The sequence below is a fragment of the Demequina sp. TMPB413 genome, from assembly GCF_020447105.2.
Classification (GTDB): domain Bacteria; phylum Actinomycetota; class Actinomycetes; order Actinomycetales; family Demequinaceae; genus Demequina.
In genome coordinates this window covers 2,851,125-2,865,324 of record NZ_CP096184.1, presented here as the reverse complement: position 1 = coordinate 2,865,324, position 14,200 = coordinate 2,851,125, and the positions used below count along the sequence as shown (strand labels likewise).

Annotated in this window: 14 protein-coding genes; 3 read left to right on the top strand and 11 right to left on the bottom strand. The window is 69.0% G+C overall.

Going from position 1 to position 14,200, the window contains the following annotated elements:
- Window positions 1-2: 2 nt before the first annotated feature.
- The 3 genes from LGT36_RS13855 to LGT36_RS13845 form a co-directional block, all read right to left on the bottom strand.
- Window positions 3-845 (bottom strand): PDZ domain-containing protein, encoded by an 843-nt coding sequence (locus tag LGT36_RS13855; RefSeq protein ID WP_226095312.1) that lies wholly within the window; start codon window positions 843-845, stop codon window positions 3-5.
- A 99-nt stretch (window positions 846-944) separates the two neighbouring features.
- On the bottom strand, window positions 945-2,597 hold the full coding sequence (gene menD, locus LGT36_RS13850; RefSeq protein ID WP_226095313.1) for a 2-succinyl-5-enolpyruvyl-6-hydroxy-3-cyclohexene-1-carboxylic-acid synthase: 1,653 nt from the start codon (window positions 2,595-2,597) through the stop codon (window positions 945-947).
- Window positions 2,594-3,505 carry an o-succinylbenzoate synthase gene (locus LGT36_RS13845; protein WP_226095314.1) on the bottom strand — a complete coding sequence of 304 codons (912 nt, stop codon included), beginning with the start codon at window positions 3,503-3,505 and terminating at the stop codon, window positions 2,594-2,596. Before LGT36_RS13845 ends, menD begins: the two co-directional genes overlap by 4 nt.
- A gap of 253 nt (window positions 3,506-3,758) precedes the next feature.
- Here LGT36_RS13845 and LGT36_RS13840 point away from each other — a divergent pair, with 253 nt between their 5' ends.
- The gene (locus LGT36_RS13840; RefSeq protein WP_226095315.1) at window positions 3,759-4,691 is read left to right on the top strand and encodes a 1,4-dihydroxy-2-naphthoyl-CoA synthase; all 933 of its coding nucleotides are present in this window, start codon (window positions 3,759-3,761) and stop codon (window positions 4,689-4,691) included.
- A 24-nt stretch (window positions 4,692-4,715) separates the two neighbouring features.
- Here the strand turns inward: LGT36_RS13840 and LGT36_RS13835 are convergent, their stop codons facing one another.
- A complete protein-coding gene (locus tag LGT36_RS13835) occupies window positions 4,716-5,777 on the bottom strand; it encodes a DUF3048 domain-containing protein (protein WP_226095316.1) in 1,062 nt (353 codons plus the stop codon).
- Window positions 5,778-5,810: 33 nt separating this feature from the next.
- Here LGT36_RS13835 and LGT36_RS13830 point away from each other — a divergent pair, with 33 nt between their 5' ends.
- Complete coding sequence (locus LGT36_RS13830; protein WP_226095317.1) at window positions 5,811-6,854, top strand: AMP-binding protein; 1,044 nt, start codon at window positions 5,811-5,813, stop codon at window positions 6,852-6,854.
- On the top strand, window positions 6,851-7,723 hold the full coding sequence (locus LGT36_RS13825; protein ID WP_226264423.1) for a 1,4-dihydroxy-2-naphthoate polyprenyltransferase: 873 nt from the start codon (window positions 6,851-6,853) through the stop codon (window positions 7,721-7,723). Before LGT36_RS13830 ends, LGT36_RS13825 begins: the two co-directional genes overlap by 4 nt.
- 207 nt (window positions 7,724-7,930) lie before the next feature.
- On the opposite strand, the gene LGT36_RS13820 is transcribed toward LGT36_RS13825, so the two are convergent.
- The 7 genes from LGT36_RS13820 to LGT36_RS13790 form a co-directional block, all read right to left on the bottom strand.
- Window positions 7,931-8,182 (bottom strand): DUF4229 domain-containing protein, encoded by a 252-nt coding sequence (locus LGT36_RS13820; protein WP_226094697.1) that lies wholly within the window; start codon window positions 8,180-8,182, stop codon window positions 7,931-7,933.
- 95 nt (window positions 8,183-8,277) lie between these two features.
- Entirely contained in the window at window positions 8,278-9,414 is a 1,137-nt protein-coding gene (locus LGT36_RS13815) for a glycosyltransferase family 4 protein (protein ID WP_226094698.1), read from the bottom strand.
- A 104-nt stretch (window positions 9,415-9,518) separates the two neighbouring features.
- Window positions 9,519-10,550, bottom strand: a complete 1,032-nt coding sequence (gene ccsB, locus LGT36_RS13810; RefSeq protein ID WP_370634261.1) for a c-type cytochrome biogenesis protein CcsB — start codon at window positions 10,548-10,550, stop codon at window positions 9,519-9,521.
- A 2-nt stretch (window positions 10,551-10,552) separates the two neighbouring features.
- Complete coding sequence (locus tag LGT36_RS13805) at window positions 10,553-12,220, bottom strand: cytochrome c biogenesis protein ResB (protein ID WP_226094722.1); 1,668 nt, start codon at window positions 12,218-12,220, stop codon at window positions 10,553-10,555.
- Window positions 12,217-12,984, bottom strand: coding sequence for a cytochrome c biogenesis CcdA family protein (locus tag LGT36_RS13800; protein WP_370634253.1), 768 nt, complete (start codon window positions 12,982-12,984; stop codon window positions 12,217-12,219). The genes LGT36_RS13805 and LGT36_RS13800 overlap by 4 nt, the downstream gene beginning before the upstream one ends.
- Window positions 12,981-13,583, bottom strand: a complete 603-nt coding sequence (locus LGT36_RS13795) for a TlpA family protein disulfide reductase (protein ID WP_226096080.1) — start codon at window positions 13,581-13,583, stop codon at window positions 12,981-12,983. The genes LGT36_RS13800 and LGT36_RS13795 overlap by 4 nt, the downstream gene beginning before the upstream one ends.
- Entirely contained in the window at window positions 13,580-14,200 is a 621-nt protein-coding gene (locus LGT36_RS13790) for a histidine phosphatase family protein (protein ID WP_226096079.1), read from the bottom strand. The genes LGT36_RS13795 and LGT36_RS13790 overlap by 4 nt, the downstream gene beginning before the upstream one ends.

Genomic DNA, 14,200 nt, shown 5'->3' with positions numbered 1-14,200 from the left:
AGCTAGTTGTTGCCCTGTCCGCGGCCTATCGCACCGCGCATGCCCTGGCCGTCGTGCATGCCCGAGCCGTCTCCAAGCCCGGCGCCATCGCGCATGCCAGCGCCTGAGCCGCGTTCGGGCCGCTCGCCGTCTGCTGGCCTTGCCGGAGCGTCGGCGGCCGAGCCGAGCGTGAGGGTCAGCGTCTTGGTGGCGGTCTCGCGCTCGACGGTCACCTCCACGGAGTCTCCCGGCGCGAACTCGCGGAGAATCTCCCGCGCTTGCCACCAATCGGTGATGTCTTGGCCCTCGATGGCGGTGACGATGTCACCCACCTCAAGCCCAGCGTCGTCCGCCGGGCCGTCAGCGACCACGTTGCGGACGAGCACTCCCGCGGCATTCTCGTACCGCACCAAGTTCGCTCCCACCCATGGCCGCTCCTCAAGTGCAGGCGGTTCGGGACGGTCTTCTGGGTCGCCGACGGTGACGGACGCCGTTTCTTCGGATCCGTCGCGGGTGTAGACCACCGCGAGCACATCTCCAGGCTCGGCATCGTGGAGTGCGTCGTAGAGCGCGCCACGCTCGTCCAGCGCGATGCCGTCGATGCTGATCACCACGTCGCCTTCCTCGAGCCCCGCGTCATCCGCCGGGCTGTCGTCAACCACGTGAATCACGGTGGCGCCGTCGTCGGTGATGGCGATGCGGGCACCCACGTAGGGCCGGTCAAGCATGGCGCCGAAGCGCCCCTGGCGGGGGTCGTCCGACTCTTCGTCGGCCGTGGCCGACGGCGCGGCGGCAAGCACGAGGGCGCCAGTCGCGAGCGCACCCGCTCCCCAAACGACACCGCGCGTGAATCGTGAACTGTTCATCAGGTCCTCCTTGGTGGATCGTGTGTCTCGATCACACCAAGCCAGCCTGCGCTCACCCTGGAGAGAACCTGGGAGGACGCTGAGACTTAAGAAACGCGTCTAGACGACCGCTTCGACGATGTGCACACCAGTAGGCGGCTTCGCCAACGCCCTCTGCAGGCCGCCCACCGATTTCACCCGCGTATGCACCGCTCCGTAGGCGGTAGCGAAGCCGGCCAGGTCCACCGCGTGCGGAGTGGTGAAAACGCGTCGGACGTTCTGGGCGGGAGCGGCCGCGTGTTCCAGTCGGCCAAAGATGGTGCCGCCGCCGTCGTTGACCACCACGATGCGGAGGTCGGGGACTCGCTCCTCGGTACCAACCAGCAGACCGCCCACGTCGTGCAGGAACGTGAGGTCGCCCATGAACGCGGAGGCGGGCCTGCCGAGGGCCAAGGCGATCCCCATCGCGGTCGAGACCGTGCCGTCGATGCCAGCGAGCCCCCTATTGGCGCACAGGGTGGGCGCGTGACCGACCGGCCACACGGGCGCGACGGCGTCCACCATGCGAATCGGACCGGAACTACCCAGCATGGCCACGTCGTCGGCCTTCAAGGAGGACACGAACACCCTGGCCGCTGCTCTGGCATCCCAACGGTCGGCATGGGTGGCCATCGCGGCGCAACCGCGCCGCCACTCGGCGAGCCATTCGTCGTCAACCTGCGCGGGGGCGAACCACTCGTCGGGAACGGAGGGCAGCACACGTTCCGCATGGCGCGGTGTTTCGCGCCACCTGGCTCCGTGCGCGGCGACGTGCAAGGACGGCGCGATATCGATGAGCCGCTGAACGGGTCGGGACAGAGTGGGCCTGCCGATGACGACCACGTGATGGACGCGATCCGCAAGCTGTTGACCGGCGTTGCTCGCCAGCAACTCGACGTAGTGGACGAGCGCGTTGTCCCCTGTGCGCGCTCCTGAGGTCGGCTCCGCCAACAGCGGCCACCCTCGCGCCTCTGCCACCCGCCTGGCATCGTCGCCGGCGCCGTCGCCCGCAATGACCACGCCGCGCGTGCCGTCGGGAAGCTTGCGTGCGGACATGGACAGGGTCTGCAGCCTGGTCCTCGTGCGGTCGAGCAGCGTCGCCTTCTCCTGACGCACATCTGGCCAGGAGCCTGCATCGGGGCCGAGCGGGTCCCGAAACTCGAGGTTGAGGTGCACCGGTCCCGGCGCTGCCGCGAGGTCGTCGCGCTCGGTGTTGCCCGTCGCCCAGTGCACCGCGCGGGCGGCGAGCAACGTGGCCCGGCCGCCCCTCTCCAGCCGCTCAGGAGCGGAAGATGTCGACGCCCACCGCACGAACGTCCCAAACAGCCCTTCTTGATCGGTGGTCTGGTTGGCGCCGATTCCGCGCAGCTCGTGCGGTCGGTCGGCAGTCAGCAGGAGTAGCGGGAGTCCCGCGTGGTGCGCCTCCATGACCGCAGGCATCAGGTTGCCGACGGCGGTGCCAGAGGTCGTGACAATGGCCACCGGGCGTGGAGGACCGGTGAGGCTACGCCCTCGCGAGATCCCGAGCGCGAGGAACGCCGCGGACCGCTCGTCGATGCGCACGTGCAGGTTGACGTGGGGCGCACCCAATGGTGGAGTGTCGGACGCCGCCTCCGCCAACGCATGAGCGAGCGGTCCGGAGCGCGAGCCCGGGCACAGCACGTAATCCGTCACGCCGTGGGCCGCGAAGGCCGCGATCAACTCGCGCGCGAACGCCGCTGCCGGGTGGGTCATGCCGTCACTCTAAGGGTCCTTGGCGTCAGGCGCCCGGCGACGGGCACGAGGGTATCCTCCACGGTGTCGGTGGCGAGTAGCGTGCCGGTGCCGAGGCCGTGCGCGAGGCCAGCGTCGGGCAGCGCCAAGGCGGCTGCCAGGGCGGAAGCGAGGCCGACGCTCGACTCCATGGCGGAGGAGATCACCACCGGCAGCCCCGCGTGCTCGGCGATCTGGAGGCAGGCGCGTGCCCCGCCGAGCGGCGAGGGCTTCAGGACGAGGATGTCTGCAGCCTCGGCGCGCAGCACCGCGGTGACGTCGCCGGTGAGCCTGATCGATTCGTCGGCCGCGATCGGCACGTCGACGCGGCGCCTCAAGGCCGCCAGCTCGCCGATGGTCGCGCAGGGCTGCTCCACGTACTCGAGGCCCGCCAGACCGCCTGCTCGGGCGGCGGCCTCAATGGCTTTGATGGCCGCACCCGCCTCCGCGAGGGTCCAGGAGGCGTTGGCGTCGATGCGCAGTTTGCCGCCCCTGCCGAGGGCGGAAGCGACTGCCTCGACGCGCTCGACGTCGGACCGCAAGGTGGCGGCGGGGTCTGGGTCCGCGCCCCTCGGGCCGCCCACCTTGACCTTGGCCGTCCGACAGCCGAATTCCAGCACGAACGCTGCCGCCGCTTCTGGCGAAATGTCGGGGATTATCGCTGCCGTCTCGACGAAGGGTCGTACCGGCGTCGGCAGTTGGCCGGTGGCAGCCTCCATGGCCGCCGCCCACCAGCGGTTGCGCTGCTCCGCGTTGTAGTCAGCGAACGGCGAATACTCTCCCCAGGCGTCGGCGCCGTCTGGGCCCGTGCCTCTGAACAGGACACCCGTTCGCTCCGCCAGCCCCCTGAACCGCTTGTTGAGCGTGACGCTGAACGGGCGGAACTCCATGCGCCCACAGTAGCGGGGCCACACCCCCACCTTGATGGGCTGCGCGGCGACCAGCTCTGACCACCGCCCTCCCCCGAGCCTCCCCCGACAGTGCGAACCGTTTTGAGGTCTGACACGCGGGCCTACTGCCCCCGCAAGGCACCGTCTCCGGCGCGTCGTCGAGCGAAACGGTTCGGAGTGTCCGGGGAGGCTCGCTGGAGTGGCGTGAAGCGGCTCGGACGGTGCGGCGCGCACCCCGGCTACGCTCGGAACCATGAGCGACATCCCCTCACAGGTCTCCGACCTCATGGACCCCACCCAGTGGCGGGCCATCGACGGTTTCGCCGACGATGACATCACGTATCACCGCTGGGTCGAACGCGGCCCGGATGGAGCGGAACGCGACCTGCCAGCCGTCCGCGTCGCCTTCAACCGGCCAGAGGTGCGCAACGCCTTCAGGCCCCAGACCGTCGACCAGCTCTACCGTGCCCTCGACCACGCCCGCATGACGGCCGACGTCGGCACCATCATCCTGACAGGCAACGGTCCGGCGGCCGACGGCGTGCACGCCTTTTGCTCCGGCGGCGACCAGCGGATCAGGGGCCGGGACGGCTACCTGTACGAAGGCTCGGCAGCCGATGCCCCCGCGCACGGTGGCCGCCTCCACATTCTCGAGGTGCAACGGCTCATGCGCACCAGCCCCAAGGTGATCGTGGCCGCCGTCAACGGCTGGGCGGCGGGAGGCGGCCACTCCCTCAACGTCGTCGCCGACCTTTCCCTCGCCTCCCGCGAGCACGCGCGCTTCAAGCAGACTGACGCCAACGTCGGCTCCTTTGACGCTGGCTACGGCTCCGCGCTGCTCGCCCGCCAGGTGGGCGACAAGCGTGCCCGCGAGATCTTCTTCTTGGCCCGCGAGTATTCGGCCGACGACGCCGAGCGATGGGGCGTCGTCAACGAGGCGGTTCCCCATACCGAACTGGAGGCCCGCGCCCTTGAGTACGCGCGCATCATCGCCACCAAGTCGCCGCAGGCGATCAGGATGCTCAAGTTCGCCTTCAACCTCGCGGACGACGGCCTGGCCGGACAGCAGGTCTTTGCTGGCGAGGCCACGCGGATGGCGTACATGACGGACGAGGCGCAAGAGGGGCGGGACGCGTTCTTGGAGCGCCGGGAGCCAGACTGGCGCCAGTTCCCGTACGCGTTCTAGCCAGGACCGCCATTCGGGCGAGCGCTACGAGAAGTCAGCGCTTCCCACCGCATACCCGCCATTGGGAATGAGTTCAACCCATGTCTGTCCAGGAGCGAGGGTTACTGGCGTGCCGTCCTCGAGCGTCACGACATAGGGCGAGGTACGGTCGGCCTTGCTCCACAGGATGGGCACGTACTTGCCCCCTGTTGCGAGAAAGCCAGGGCTGTTCGAGACGATCATCTCGGACACCGGCAGTGTCTGATTGATGTGAATCTTGACGAAGAGCACGAGCACGTTCGCAGCGGAAATTCGCACACCGTCCACCGTGATGTCCGGGTCCTCAAACTCCGAACGCAGGAATGTCCCGGTGGCTGCGTCCCAGTCCCACTTGGGCTCTCCGTACCCTGAGAAGCGCAGGCTCATGCGCGAGAAGGGCGTTCCGACGGTTGCCGCGGTCGCGAGCTCTGCCGGGTACGCGTACGAGAACTGCTGCGCTGGCGCTCCCACTCCCGGAGCCTGGGCCACCACATCCGCGAGCGTGACGTGAAGGTTGTACGGTGCCTTCCGATCTTTGGTGCGGAAGAACCCATCGCTCCCCACATCTTGGGCGATGAGAAGTTGGCCCGCGTTCCTGGCGTGTCGCAGCACGTAGGGGTTAGCGCCAGAAAAGACGAGCGGGCCGCCAAGGGAGCCCATAATGTCGGGGTCCATCTCCCGCATCGAACGCACGGGACCGACGGTTTCCGGGTGGGTGGACTGGAACACTGCGATAAGGCGCGGGATGCCCGCTTCGACATACTCCTCGAACACGATGTCGGCGTACTCAAGGTTCTTCTGGGGCCGCGAGTGGCTGGGATCGTTGGGGATCTTGATGGCGATAGCCATGCGCCCGAGCTCTTCAGCCGACGCCGCCGTCGCATCCATCCCGGTGAGTGGCCACGCCACGGCAGGGATCGGATCCTCGGGAGGGTCCGCAACGGGTTGCCGCGTCACCACTGGATCCGGTGTGAACGTCACCGATGCCGGCGTGATCTCCTCAGGAGCACACGCCGTCACTGCCAGCGCGACGGCAACCGCCGCGACTACCCCCATACGTCCACGCATAGGGGGATTCTAGGGGCCGCTTAGGCTAAGGCTATGGAGTACGCGCGGCTTATCGACGGAGCGGCCGACGCTGTTGCCGATGCCCTGGCCGGCAACGTGCGGGGCATTGCTGTCGCCACGTCGGGTTCGACGGGGGAACCGTCGGAGGTGTTGGTCTCGGGCGAGGCCTTGCGAGCGTCCGCCGGCGCGACAGCCGCGCACCTCGGCGCGGAGGGGCATTGGCTGCTCGCGTTGCCCACCGACCGGATCGCCGGCGCGATGGTCGTCGTGCGCTCCCGCTTGGCCGGCGGCACCCTCACCGGCATCGGCGCCGGCCCCTTCACGGCAGAGGCCTTTGTCGCCGCCGCCGAGCGCCTTCCCGCCGACGGGCCGCGCTTCACCTCGCTCGTGCCCACGCAGTTGTCACGCGTGCTCAACTCCGACGAGGCGTCGGACGCCTTGGAAACCTTCACCGCCGTCTTGGTAGGGGGCGCCGCGCTGGGCTACGAGCCGCCAACCAACGTCGTCCGCACGTACGGCTTGACCGAAACAGCGGGCGGCTGCGTCTACAACGGCGAACCGATCGGGGACACCAGGCTGCGACTCGGCGACGACGGCCGGATCTCCATCGCGACCGCTTCCCTCGCCGACGCCTACCGCCCTGAGCGTCCCGACGCGTGGGTCGAGGACGACGAGGGTCGCTGGCTCGTCACGTCCGACCTGGGCGCCTGGGCCCCGGATGGTCGGCTGCAAGTCCTCGGGCGGGTGGATGACGTCATCACCACCGGGGGCTTCAAGGTCAATCCCCATACGGTGGAACGTGCCCTCGACACGCAGGCCTGGATCAAGGACTCCGCCGTGGTGGGCGTCCCGAACCCCGAGTGGGGAGCGGTCGTGGTGGCGTTCGTGGCGCCTGTCGCGCTGAGCGACATGCGCAAGCTTCACGAGGTGCGTAGCGCGCTCGAGCCTGTGCTCGCCAGGCATGAACTGCCCAGGGAACTCGTTGTTGTCGAAGCCCTCCCCCGCCTCGCCACCGGCAAGGTCAATTACCGGGCGCTTCGCTCCCTTGCTGTCTCTCTTGATCGGAAGAACCCATGACGACTGCCAGCGACTGGATCGACGGTGCGCGTCCGCGCACGTTGTGGACCTCGCTATCGCCGGTGCTGGTCGGCTCAGCCGCCGCAGGAGCGCTCGGCTCGTTCAGACCGCTGCTGGCGTTGTTGGCTTTGGTGGTGGGTCTCGCACTCCAGATCGCATCCAACTACGCGAACGACTATGCCGACGGGGTGCGCGGCACTGACGTGAACCGGGTGGGGCCGTCGCGCCTGGTGGCGTCTGGACGCGCCCGTCCAAGCGCTGTCAAGCGTGCCGCGTACGTTGCGTCAGGGGTTGGCGGGCTTGCCGGGGTGGAGCTGTGCGCGCTCAGCGGGCAGTGGTGGTTGCTTGCCGTGGGCGCGGTGGCGGTGGTGGCCGCCTGGGCCTACACCGCGTCGTCAAACCCTTACGGCTACCGCGGGTGGGGCGAGGCGGTCGTGTGGGTGTTCTTCGGTCCGGTCGCAGTGCTCGGAACGATGGTCACCCAAGCAGGGACGGTGACGTGGTGGGCCGTGATCGCGAGCGCCTCGGTGGGGCTCTATGCGGTGGCGCTGCTCATGGTCAACAACATTCGCGACGTTGAGGGGGACGCCCTCGCTGGCAAGCGCACGGTTGCGGTGCGGCTGGGCGAGCGGCGCACGCGCAGGCTGTTCGCGGCGGTGGTGCTCGCGCCGGTCGCTGGGGCCGTGCTGGTGGCCTTTGCGACACCGTGGGCACTACTGGCCACGCTCGCGACGCTGCCGAGCCTGATCGTGGCCGTCACCGTGTGGCTAGGCGCGAGCGGCATTGCGCTCAAGCCGATCTTCTTGGGGATCAGCGCGATCGGCATGGGCTACGGCCTGCTCCTTAGCGTGGGTATCGCGCTCGGCTAGACCGCTGGGAGCACCTTCGCGCTGTGCGGCGCGGCGCACGCGCCCGGCCTGATCCGGATCCCGCAGTCAGCCTCATCCGGATCCTGCAGTCAGCCTCATCCGGATCCTGCAGTCAAGAACTCACTACTGGAGTGGCCGGGTGGCCCCTGGTCGCACATGGGCGGTAAGCATTCCGTCCGTTTGGTAGTGACTTCGTGACGTGAGCAGCTACTCGCCGCTGGTCTCCGAGTCCTCCACGGCCTCGTCCGCCTCGATGCCACGCTGCGAACGGTTGATCCAGCCATCCATCTGTGCGGCGGCTCGCGCTCTCATTCCTGGTAACGCGGCGTAGCTGACGGCCCACCCCAAGATGAACGCGAGCACCACAGCCCAGATGTCGAACCAGTTGAGCGCCCACAGCAACACGTAGATCACCAGAAAGATGGCGGTGCGTACCAGCCAATACGCGAGAACCTTCATGATCCCTACGCTACCCGGACGTCCCGGGTTCCGGTGCCGGGGCGCGGGAAGGCCCGCCGTCCAGCCCGCGCGGTCCCCCAACCCGCACTGGTGGGCTACTCGGCTGCGTACAGTGCGAGCACCCGCTCCGCCACCGCGGTCACGTCGAAGTCGCGCACCCTCGCGGCCTGCTGCGCATGAATCGCGGCACGTGCATCGGGGTCCGCGACGAGCGCCTCCAATCGAGCCGAGAACGCGGCCGTGTCCCGCGGGTCAATCACGGCTGCCGGGTTGTCGAGAGTCCACGCATACCCGGGGTTGTCGCCGCCGAGCACCGCACCGGCGCCCGCCGCCATCGCCTCCGTCAACACGATGCCGAAGCTCTCGCCTCCCGTCGCAGGGAACACTGCGAGGTCCGCGGCCGCCATGAAGCCCGGCTTGGCGCCGTCGGCGACAAAACCCTCGAGGCTGACGATGTCACCCAGGCCGCGCGCCTCCACCAGTTCCTGGATGCGACCGGCGAGCGGCCCCTTGCCGCCGATGTGCAACACGACGGAGTCGCGCACCTCGGCCGGCAGTGCCGCCACGGCCTCCACCAGCTCGACGGCACCCTTACGCTCCACGAGCCGGCCCAGGAACGCGATGACGACCCTGCCCTGCGGGTCGGCGGGCCAGGGCTGAGCAGCAGCCTGCGCGGCAATGTCGTCCACCCTGACCGCGTTGGGGATCACGGCGGCGCCGATGCCGAAGGCCCTCAGCGCAAACGCGGCGGCGGGCGCGGAGACAGCCGCGAACGCGTCGAACAGGCGCAGGTTGCGGCGCAACGCGAGACCGAGGGCGCGCGTGCCCCACTCGCTGACAACGCCGTCGGGAAGAATGTGGAACGTCGCGACGACCCGCACCGCGTCTCCCTGAACGCGCCTGGCCTCGCGCACCACGCGAGCCGCGAAGAACGGCGAGTGCGGGGTCTGGACGTGGATGACGTCGTAGCGCTCGGCTGCAAGGAACGAGCGCAGTCGCGCGCGAGACGTGGGGCGCGGCGTACGAAGGCCGTTGCCGTTGAAGGTCACGCCCACGTTGGACGTCAGACTGTGCACCGCGGCGATCCCGGGAGGGGGTGAACCCGCCTCGCCTGAGCACAGCACGTGCACCTCGTGCCCGCGCTCGCCCATGGCGCGCCCGATGGTCCGCACATACTCCTGGACCCCATCGGGCCTGGCCAAGGCGTCGTCGATGACGAGGGCAATCTTCACGTCAGCGAGCCTATCGGGACGCGCGCGAGCCTATCGGGACGCGCGCGAGCCAAGCCCCCATTAGCGAGACGTCCAGACCCCCCGATCGGCCAAAGCCCCGTCGCCTACAACCCCGAATACGAGTGCAGCCCCTGGACATACAGGTTCACCACGGTGAAGTTCAGGATGATCGCGATGAATCCCCAAATGGCCAACCACGCCGCGCGGCGCCCAGCCCAGCCCTGAGTGGTGCGCGCATGCAGGTACGCCGCATAGAGAATCCAGATCACGAAGGACCAGACCTCCTTGGGGTCCCAGCCCCAATACCGACCCCAGGCGTGCTCGGCCCACAGCGCGCCAGACATCACGGTAAACGTCCACAGCACAAAGCCGACGGCGTTGAGCCGGAAGGAGAGTGACTCGAGCACTTGCGGCACGGGCACGGCCTCGAGCCAGCGCGACCTCGCGCTACGCACGGCCCGGTGCGGCAGGTTCAGCCATCCGGAGAAGCGCCGACGCTTCTTGAGCTCCCGCTCGCGATCGATCCGCATCACCTGCAGTACCGACGCGACGCCGCTCACCGCGAAGATGCCAGAAGCGATCGTGGCGATCGGCACGTGAATGACCAGCCAGTAGCTGTCGAGCGCCGGCTGCAAGCCGGTGGTGTCGCGATAGAACACGCGCAGCGCGGTCACCACGGCCACGACCGCGAATCCGGCCAGCCCCGGCGCGATGTACGCCACCGGACGCTTGCGCTGCACCAGCAGGAACACGATCACCGCGGCGAGCGTGCCCGTGATGGTGAACTCGTACATCGTGGTCCACGGAGGGTGGCCAGCGTCCACGCCGCGCGCCACCACGCCCACCGTGTGCAGCACAGCGCCGACGAACATGGTCGAACGGCCGATGCCCATCGCCTTCGCGCCTGGCCGGGCAACGGCACCGGCCGACGCCGGCGCAGCGTCGACGGTCGCCGCAGCTTCCGAAGCGCTCGCCTCGGCGTCATCGGCCACCGCCGCTCCGGCGCCCACCAAGGCGGTCTGGCGGGCGTTCATGCGCTGCTCTGCCACGCGCGACAGCCGCACCGAGTAGGCGACCATCGCGATTGCGTACAGGGTCGCGGCGGTCCACAGCGTCATGAGGCTGAGGTCGGTCACGTTCACTGTTCCTCCTGGTGCGCACGGGGACGGGGCGCGGGCCTTCCCGTGGCAACTGCCAGGGCGCTCGCGAGTGCGCGGGTGGCCGCCTCGTCGTGCGGGGGCGCGAGCGCTGCGGCTTCCACGAGTGTACGTTCCCCGTCACCAGGGGTGAGAATCAGCCACAAGCGGCGGCGGGGCGCAAAGAGGGAGACGCCGATGCCGAACAGCGCCGCGAGCGACGTGCCGAGGATCCACGGCAGGGAAGGGTCGGCGCGCAGGTCGAGCGCCACGAACCGCGGCAGCGACTCCCACGTGACCGTGCCAAGGCCGTCGGGAAGCGTGATGGTGTCGCCCGGTCGCAGGTCCACCACCAAGGGCATGCCGTCGTCGCCGCGCACGGGACTCAACTGGGACTCGTCCAGTTGGTAGACGTTTTGCGGGATGCCTGCATCGAGCCCCAGGTCGCCGGTGTAGGCCGTCAACAGGATGACAGGGTTGTTGGGCTGAGGGTTCACGGAGACGACGTTGCCGTCGGCCGTCGGCGCCGCCGAGGGGTACAGCGTGGCCCTGAAGCCCAGCTGCTCCCCGCTCGTGACGTCGGGCACCTTGACGACGCCGGTGGAGGTGTACGCCCCGTCTTGAGGCAAGAACGGGACGGCGCCGGAGAAGGCGACGTTGCCGTCGGCGTCGCGCACCACGAACTTGGGCGCGTAGCCGTTGCCCTGGAGGTAGATCTTGCCGCCCTCGACCTCGAGCGGGTGGTTGACGCGGATGGTGTCGGTGAAGGCGGCGTCGCCAGGGCGCGTCACCGTGACGTCGGCCAGGAACGACTCCGGCCTGCCCTCGAGGTCAAAGGAGGACTCGAAAGCGTCGAGCCGCAGGGTGAAGGGGTCGAGCCACGCGGGGTCGAAAAGCCTTCCGGACTCAAAGCTGTCGTAGGCGACCACCGCGTTCGTGAAGGTCTGCCCCTCGACCAGCACGGCCTGGCCCCGGTACGTGTACGCGGACCCGAAGGCCATGGCGAACAACACCCCCACGAGCGCCGCGTGGAACAGCAGGTTGCCCCACTCCCGCAGCGCGCCTTGGTCGAGCGCCACCGCCACCTCCGGCGTGCCGTCGCGGGCGGTGCGCTCATCCACTCGTGCGCGATAGCCCACCAGACGGCCGACGCCACGGCCACGTCCCCAGGCGACGACGGCGTCGGCGGCTTGCAGAGGATCAAGCGGCGAGGTGTCCTCAAGGCGGCCGTCGTAGCGCGCAAGTGAGCGCGGTGCGGCCGCCACCGGCGTGCGGGCAGCCTTGCCGTGGGCGATCGCGCGGGGCACGATGCAGCCCACCAGCGACAAGAACAGCAGCACGTAAATGGACGTGAACCACGCCGAGCCGAAGACGTCGAGCATGCCGACGCTGTCCAGGACCGGCCCCCAGAACGGGTTGTTGTCCACGAAGGACTGGGTCTTGGCCGCGTCTTGAGGCCACTGCGGCAGCAGCGAGCCTGGGATGGCCGCGAGTCCGAGCAGGAGCAGCAGGACAAGGGCAAGCCGCATCGAGGTGACCTGCCGCCAGCCCCAGCGCAGCCACCCCCGCACTCCCAACCGGGGGGCCTGCGGGTAGGCGTAGTTGTCGACGGAGAACCGCTTGGGTTGCTCGGGCGCCTCGGGCTCGGTCGCCGGCTGCTTGGCGCTCATACGGACACCCAGAAGCCGTCGATCCACCCTTGCATCTGACCGGTCAGCCAACTCCACAGACCGGTGACGAGCAGCAGACCCAACACGATCAACATCCCGCCGCCGATGCGCATCAGCGCGAGCCGGTGCCGCCTCAGCCACCCAAGCACCGACCGCGAGCGCTCCATCCACACCGCAAGCGCGATGAACGGCAGGCCAAGGCCAAGGGAGTACGCGACCGCGAGGACCACTCCGCGCGTGGCGGTTGCTTCACTGAGCGACAACGTCAGCACGGCGGCGAGCGTGGGGCCGATGCACGGCGTCCAACCGAGCCCAAAAACGATGCCAAGCAACGGGGCGCCCCACAGGCCAGCCTTGGGAGACACATGGATGCGGCGCTCTCGCTGCATGAAGGGCACCGAGCCGAGGAACACGAAGCCCATCACCACCACGAGCACGCCAAGGATGCGTGTGATGAGGTCGAGCTGCTCGTCGACGCGCGAGCCCAGCGACGCGAATCCCACGCCGAGCACCACAAACACACTCGCAAAACCCAGCACAAAGAGCAACACTCCCAGCACCAGTCGAGAACGCGAACCACGCCCGCCGGGCCCAGCGCCCGCTCCCGCCATCGAGGACAGGTAGCCGAGGTAGCCGGGCACCAAAGGGACGACGCACGGGCTGACGAAGCTCACCAGTCCGGCGATGAGCGCGACGGGCAGCGCCGCGATGAGCGATCCCGTGAGCACGGTGTCCGCGAAGGTGCCGCCGAGGCCTGCGATCACTCGCCCGCCCCCGCGTCGGCCGTGGGAGTGCTCCCGTCAACCTGCGCCGCGGCGTCCACGAGTGCCCGCAGCGTCGAGGGCTCGATGCGACCGACCGCCCGCGCGGCGACGTTGCCTTCGGGGTCGACGATCAGGGCTGTCGGCACAGCCCTGACCGCGACGAGCCCCTGGAGCTGCGAGATAGCGGTGCCGTCGGCGCCATCGAGCGAAGGGTAGGTGATGTCGAAGGTGCGCTCGAAGGCGTTGGCGGTGTCAGCGTCGTCGCGCACGTTGACGCCGAGCACGCTCACGCCGTCCAGGGCGTCGAGCTCAACCAGGTCGGGGGCCTCGGCGCGGCACGGAGGGCATGAGGCGTACCAGGTGGTCACCACGACCACCTCGCCGCGGTAGTCGGCCAGGTCGAGGGCCTCGCCATCGATGCCGGCGCCAGTCAGTTCCAGCGGCCCCGGCCGCTCGCCGACGCCCCACTCCGTGACCGCACCATCTCCCGAGACGTAGCCGGGCGAGGTATCGGCGTCTGGCGGTGCGCACGCGACGAGCCACAGCACGGTCGCGACGATCAGGGCGAGCCACACCGCCATGCGCGCACGCCTGGTCACTTGGGTGCCTTGATGTGGGTCGCTGGGGTGGCGTACGTCATCTCGACAGGTTCACCATCCTCGAAGCGGAATGAGGTGACGGAAGCGAGGGCGCACTGACGCTTGCGGGGGTCGTGCAGGAAGCTGCGCTGTTCGTAGGCCATGCGGGCCACCCAGATGGGGAGTTGGTGACTCACCATGACCGTGTCGCCTTCGGGAGTGGCCGCCGCAGCGTCGTGGATGGCGGCCCACATCCTGTCGGCCTGCTCCTTGAATGGCTCGCCCCACGACGGCAGCCACGGGTTGCGCAGGCGCCACCAGTTGCGCGGATGCAGGAAGTCCTTGGCGCCGGACTGCAACGGCTGGCCCTCGTACACGTTGCCTGCCTCAATGATGCGCGGTTCCGTGTCGACGCCGACGCCGAAAGCGCGGGCGATCGGTTCGGCCGTCTCTTGGGCGCGCTGCAGGGGGGAGGCAATCACCCTGGAGACGGGAAGGCCCGTCTCGACGAAGTACTCAGCAACCGCGTCGGCCATCTGCCTGCCGGTGTCTGACAGCCGAAAGTGGGGCATGCGGCCGTACAGCACGCCGTTCGGGTTGTGAACATGGCCATGACGCACCAGGTGGACTGTGGGCAT

What these genes read in the sequence shown, in the direction of transcription:
- LGT36_RS13855 (WP_226095312.1), bottom strand. Translation starts at nt 845, where the DNA reads ATGAACAGTTCACGATTCACGCGCGGTGTCGTTTGGGGAGCGGGTGCG.
- menD (WP_226095313.1), bottom strand. Translation starts at nt 2,597, where the DNA reads ATGACCCACCCGGCAGCGGCGTTCGCGCGCGAGTTGATCGCGGCCTTC.
- LGT36_RS13845 (WP_226095314.1), bottom strand. Translation starts at nt 3,505, where the DNA reads ATGGAGTTCCGCCCGTTCAGCGTCACGCTCAACAAGCGGTTCAGGGGG.
- LGT36_RS13840 (WP_226095315.1), top strand. Translation starts at nt 3,759, where the DNA reads ATGAGCGACATCCCCTCACAGGTCTCCGACCTCATGGACCCCACCCAG.
- LGT36_RS13835 (WP_226095316.1), bottom strand. Translation starts at nt 5,777, where the DNA reads ATGCGTGGACGTATGGGGGTAGTCGCGGCGGTTGCCGTCGCGCTGGCA.
- LGT36_RS13830 (WP_226095317.1), top strand. Translation starts at nt 5,811, where the DNA reads ATGGAGTACGCGCGGCTTATCGACGGAGCGGCCGACGCTGTTGCCGAT.
- LGT36_RS13825 (WP_226264423.1), top strand. Translation starts at nt 6,851, where the DNA reads ATGACGACTGCCAGCGACTGGATCGACGGTGCGCGTCCGCGCACGTTG.
- LGT36_RS13820 (WP_226094697.1), bottom strand. Translation starts at nt 8,182, where the DNA reads ATGAAGGTTCTCGCGTATTGGCTGGTACGCACCGCCATCTTTCTGGTG.
- LGT36_RS13805 (WP_226094722.1), bottom strand. Translation starts at nt 12,220, where the DNA reads ATGAGCGCCAAGCAGCCGGCGACCGAGCCCGAGGCGCCCGAGCAACCC.
- LGT36_RS13790 (WP_226096079.1), bottom strand. Translation starts at nt 14,200, where the DNA reads ATGCCCACAGTCCACCTGGTGCGTCATGGCCATGTTCACAACCCGAAC.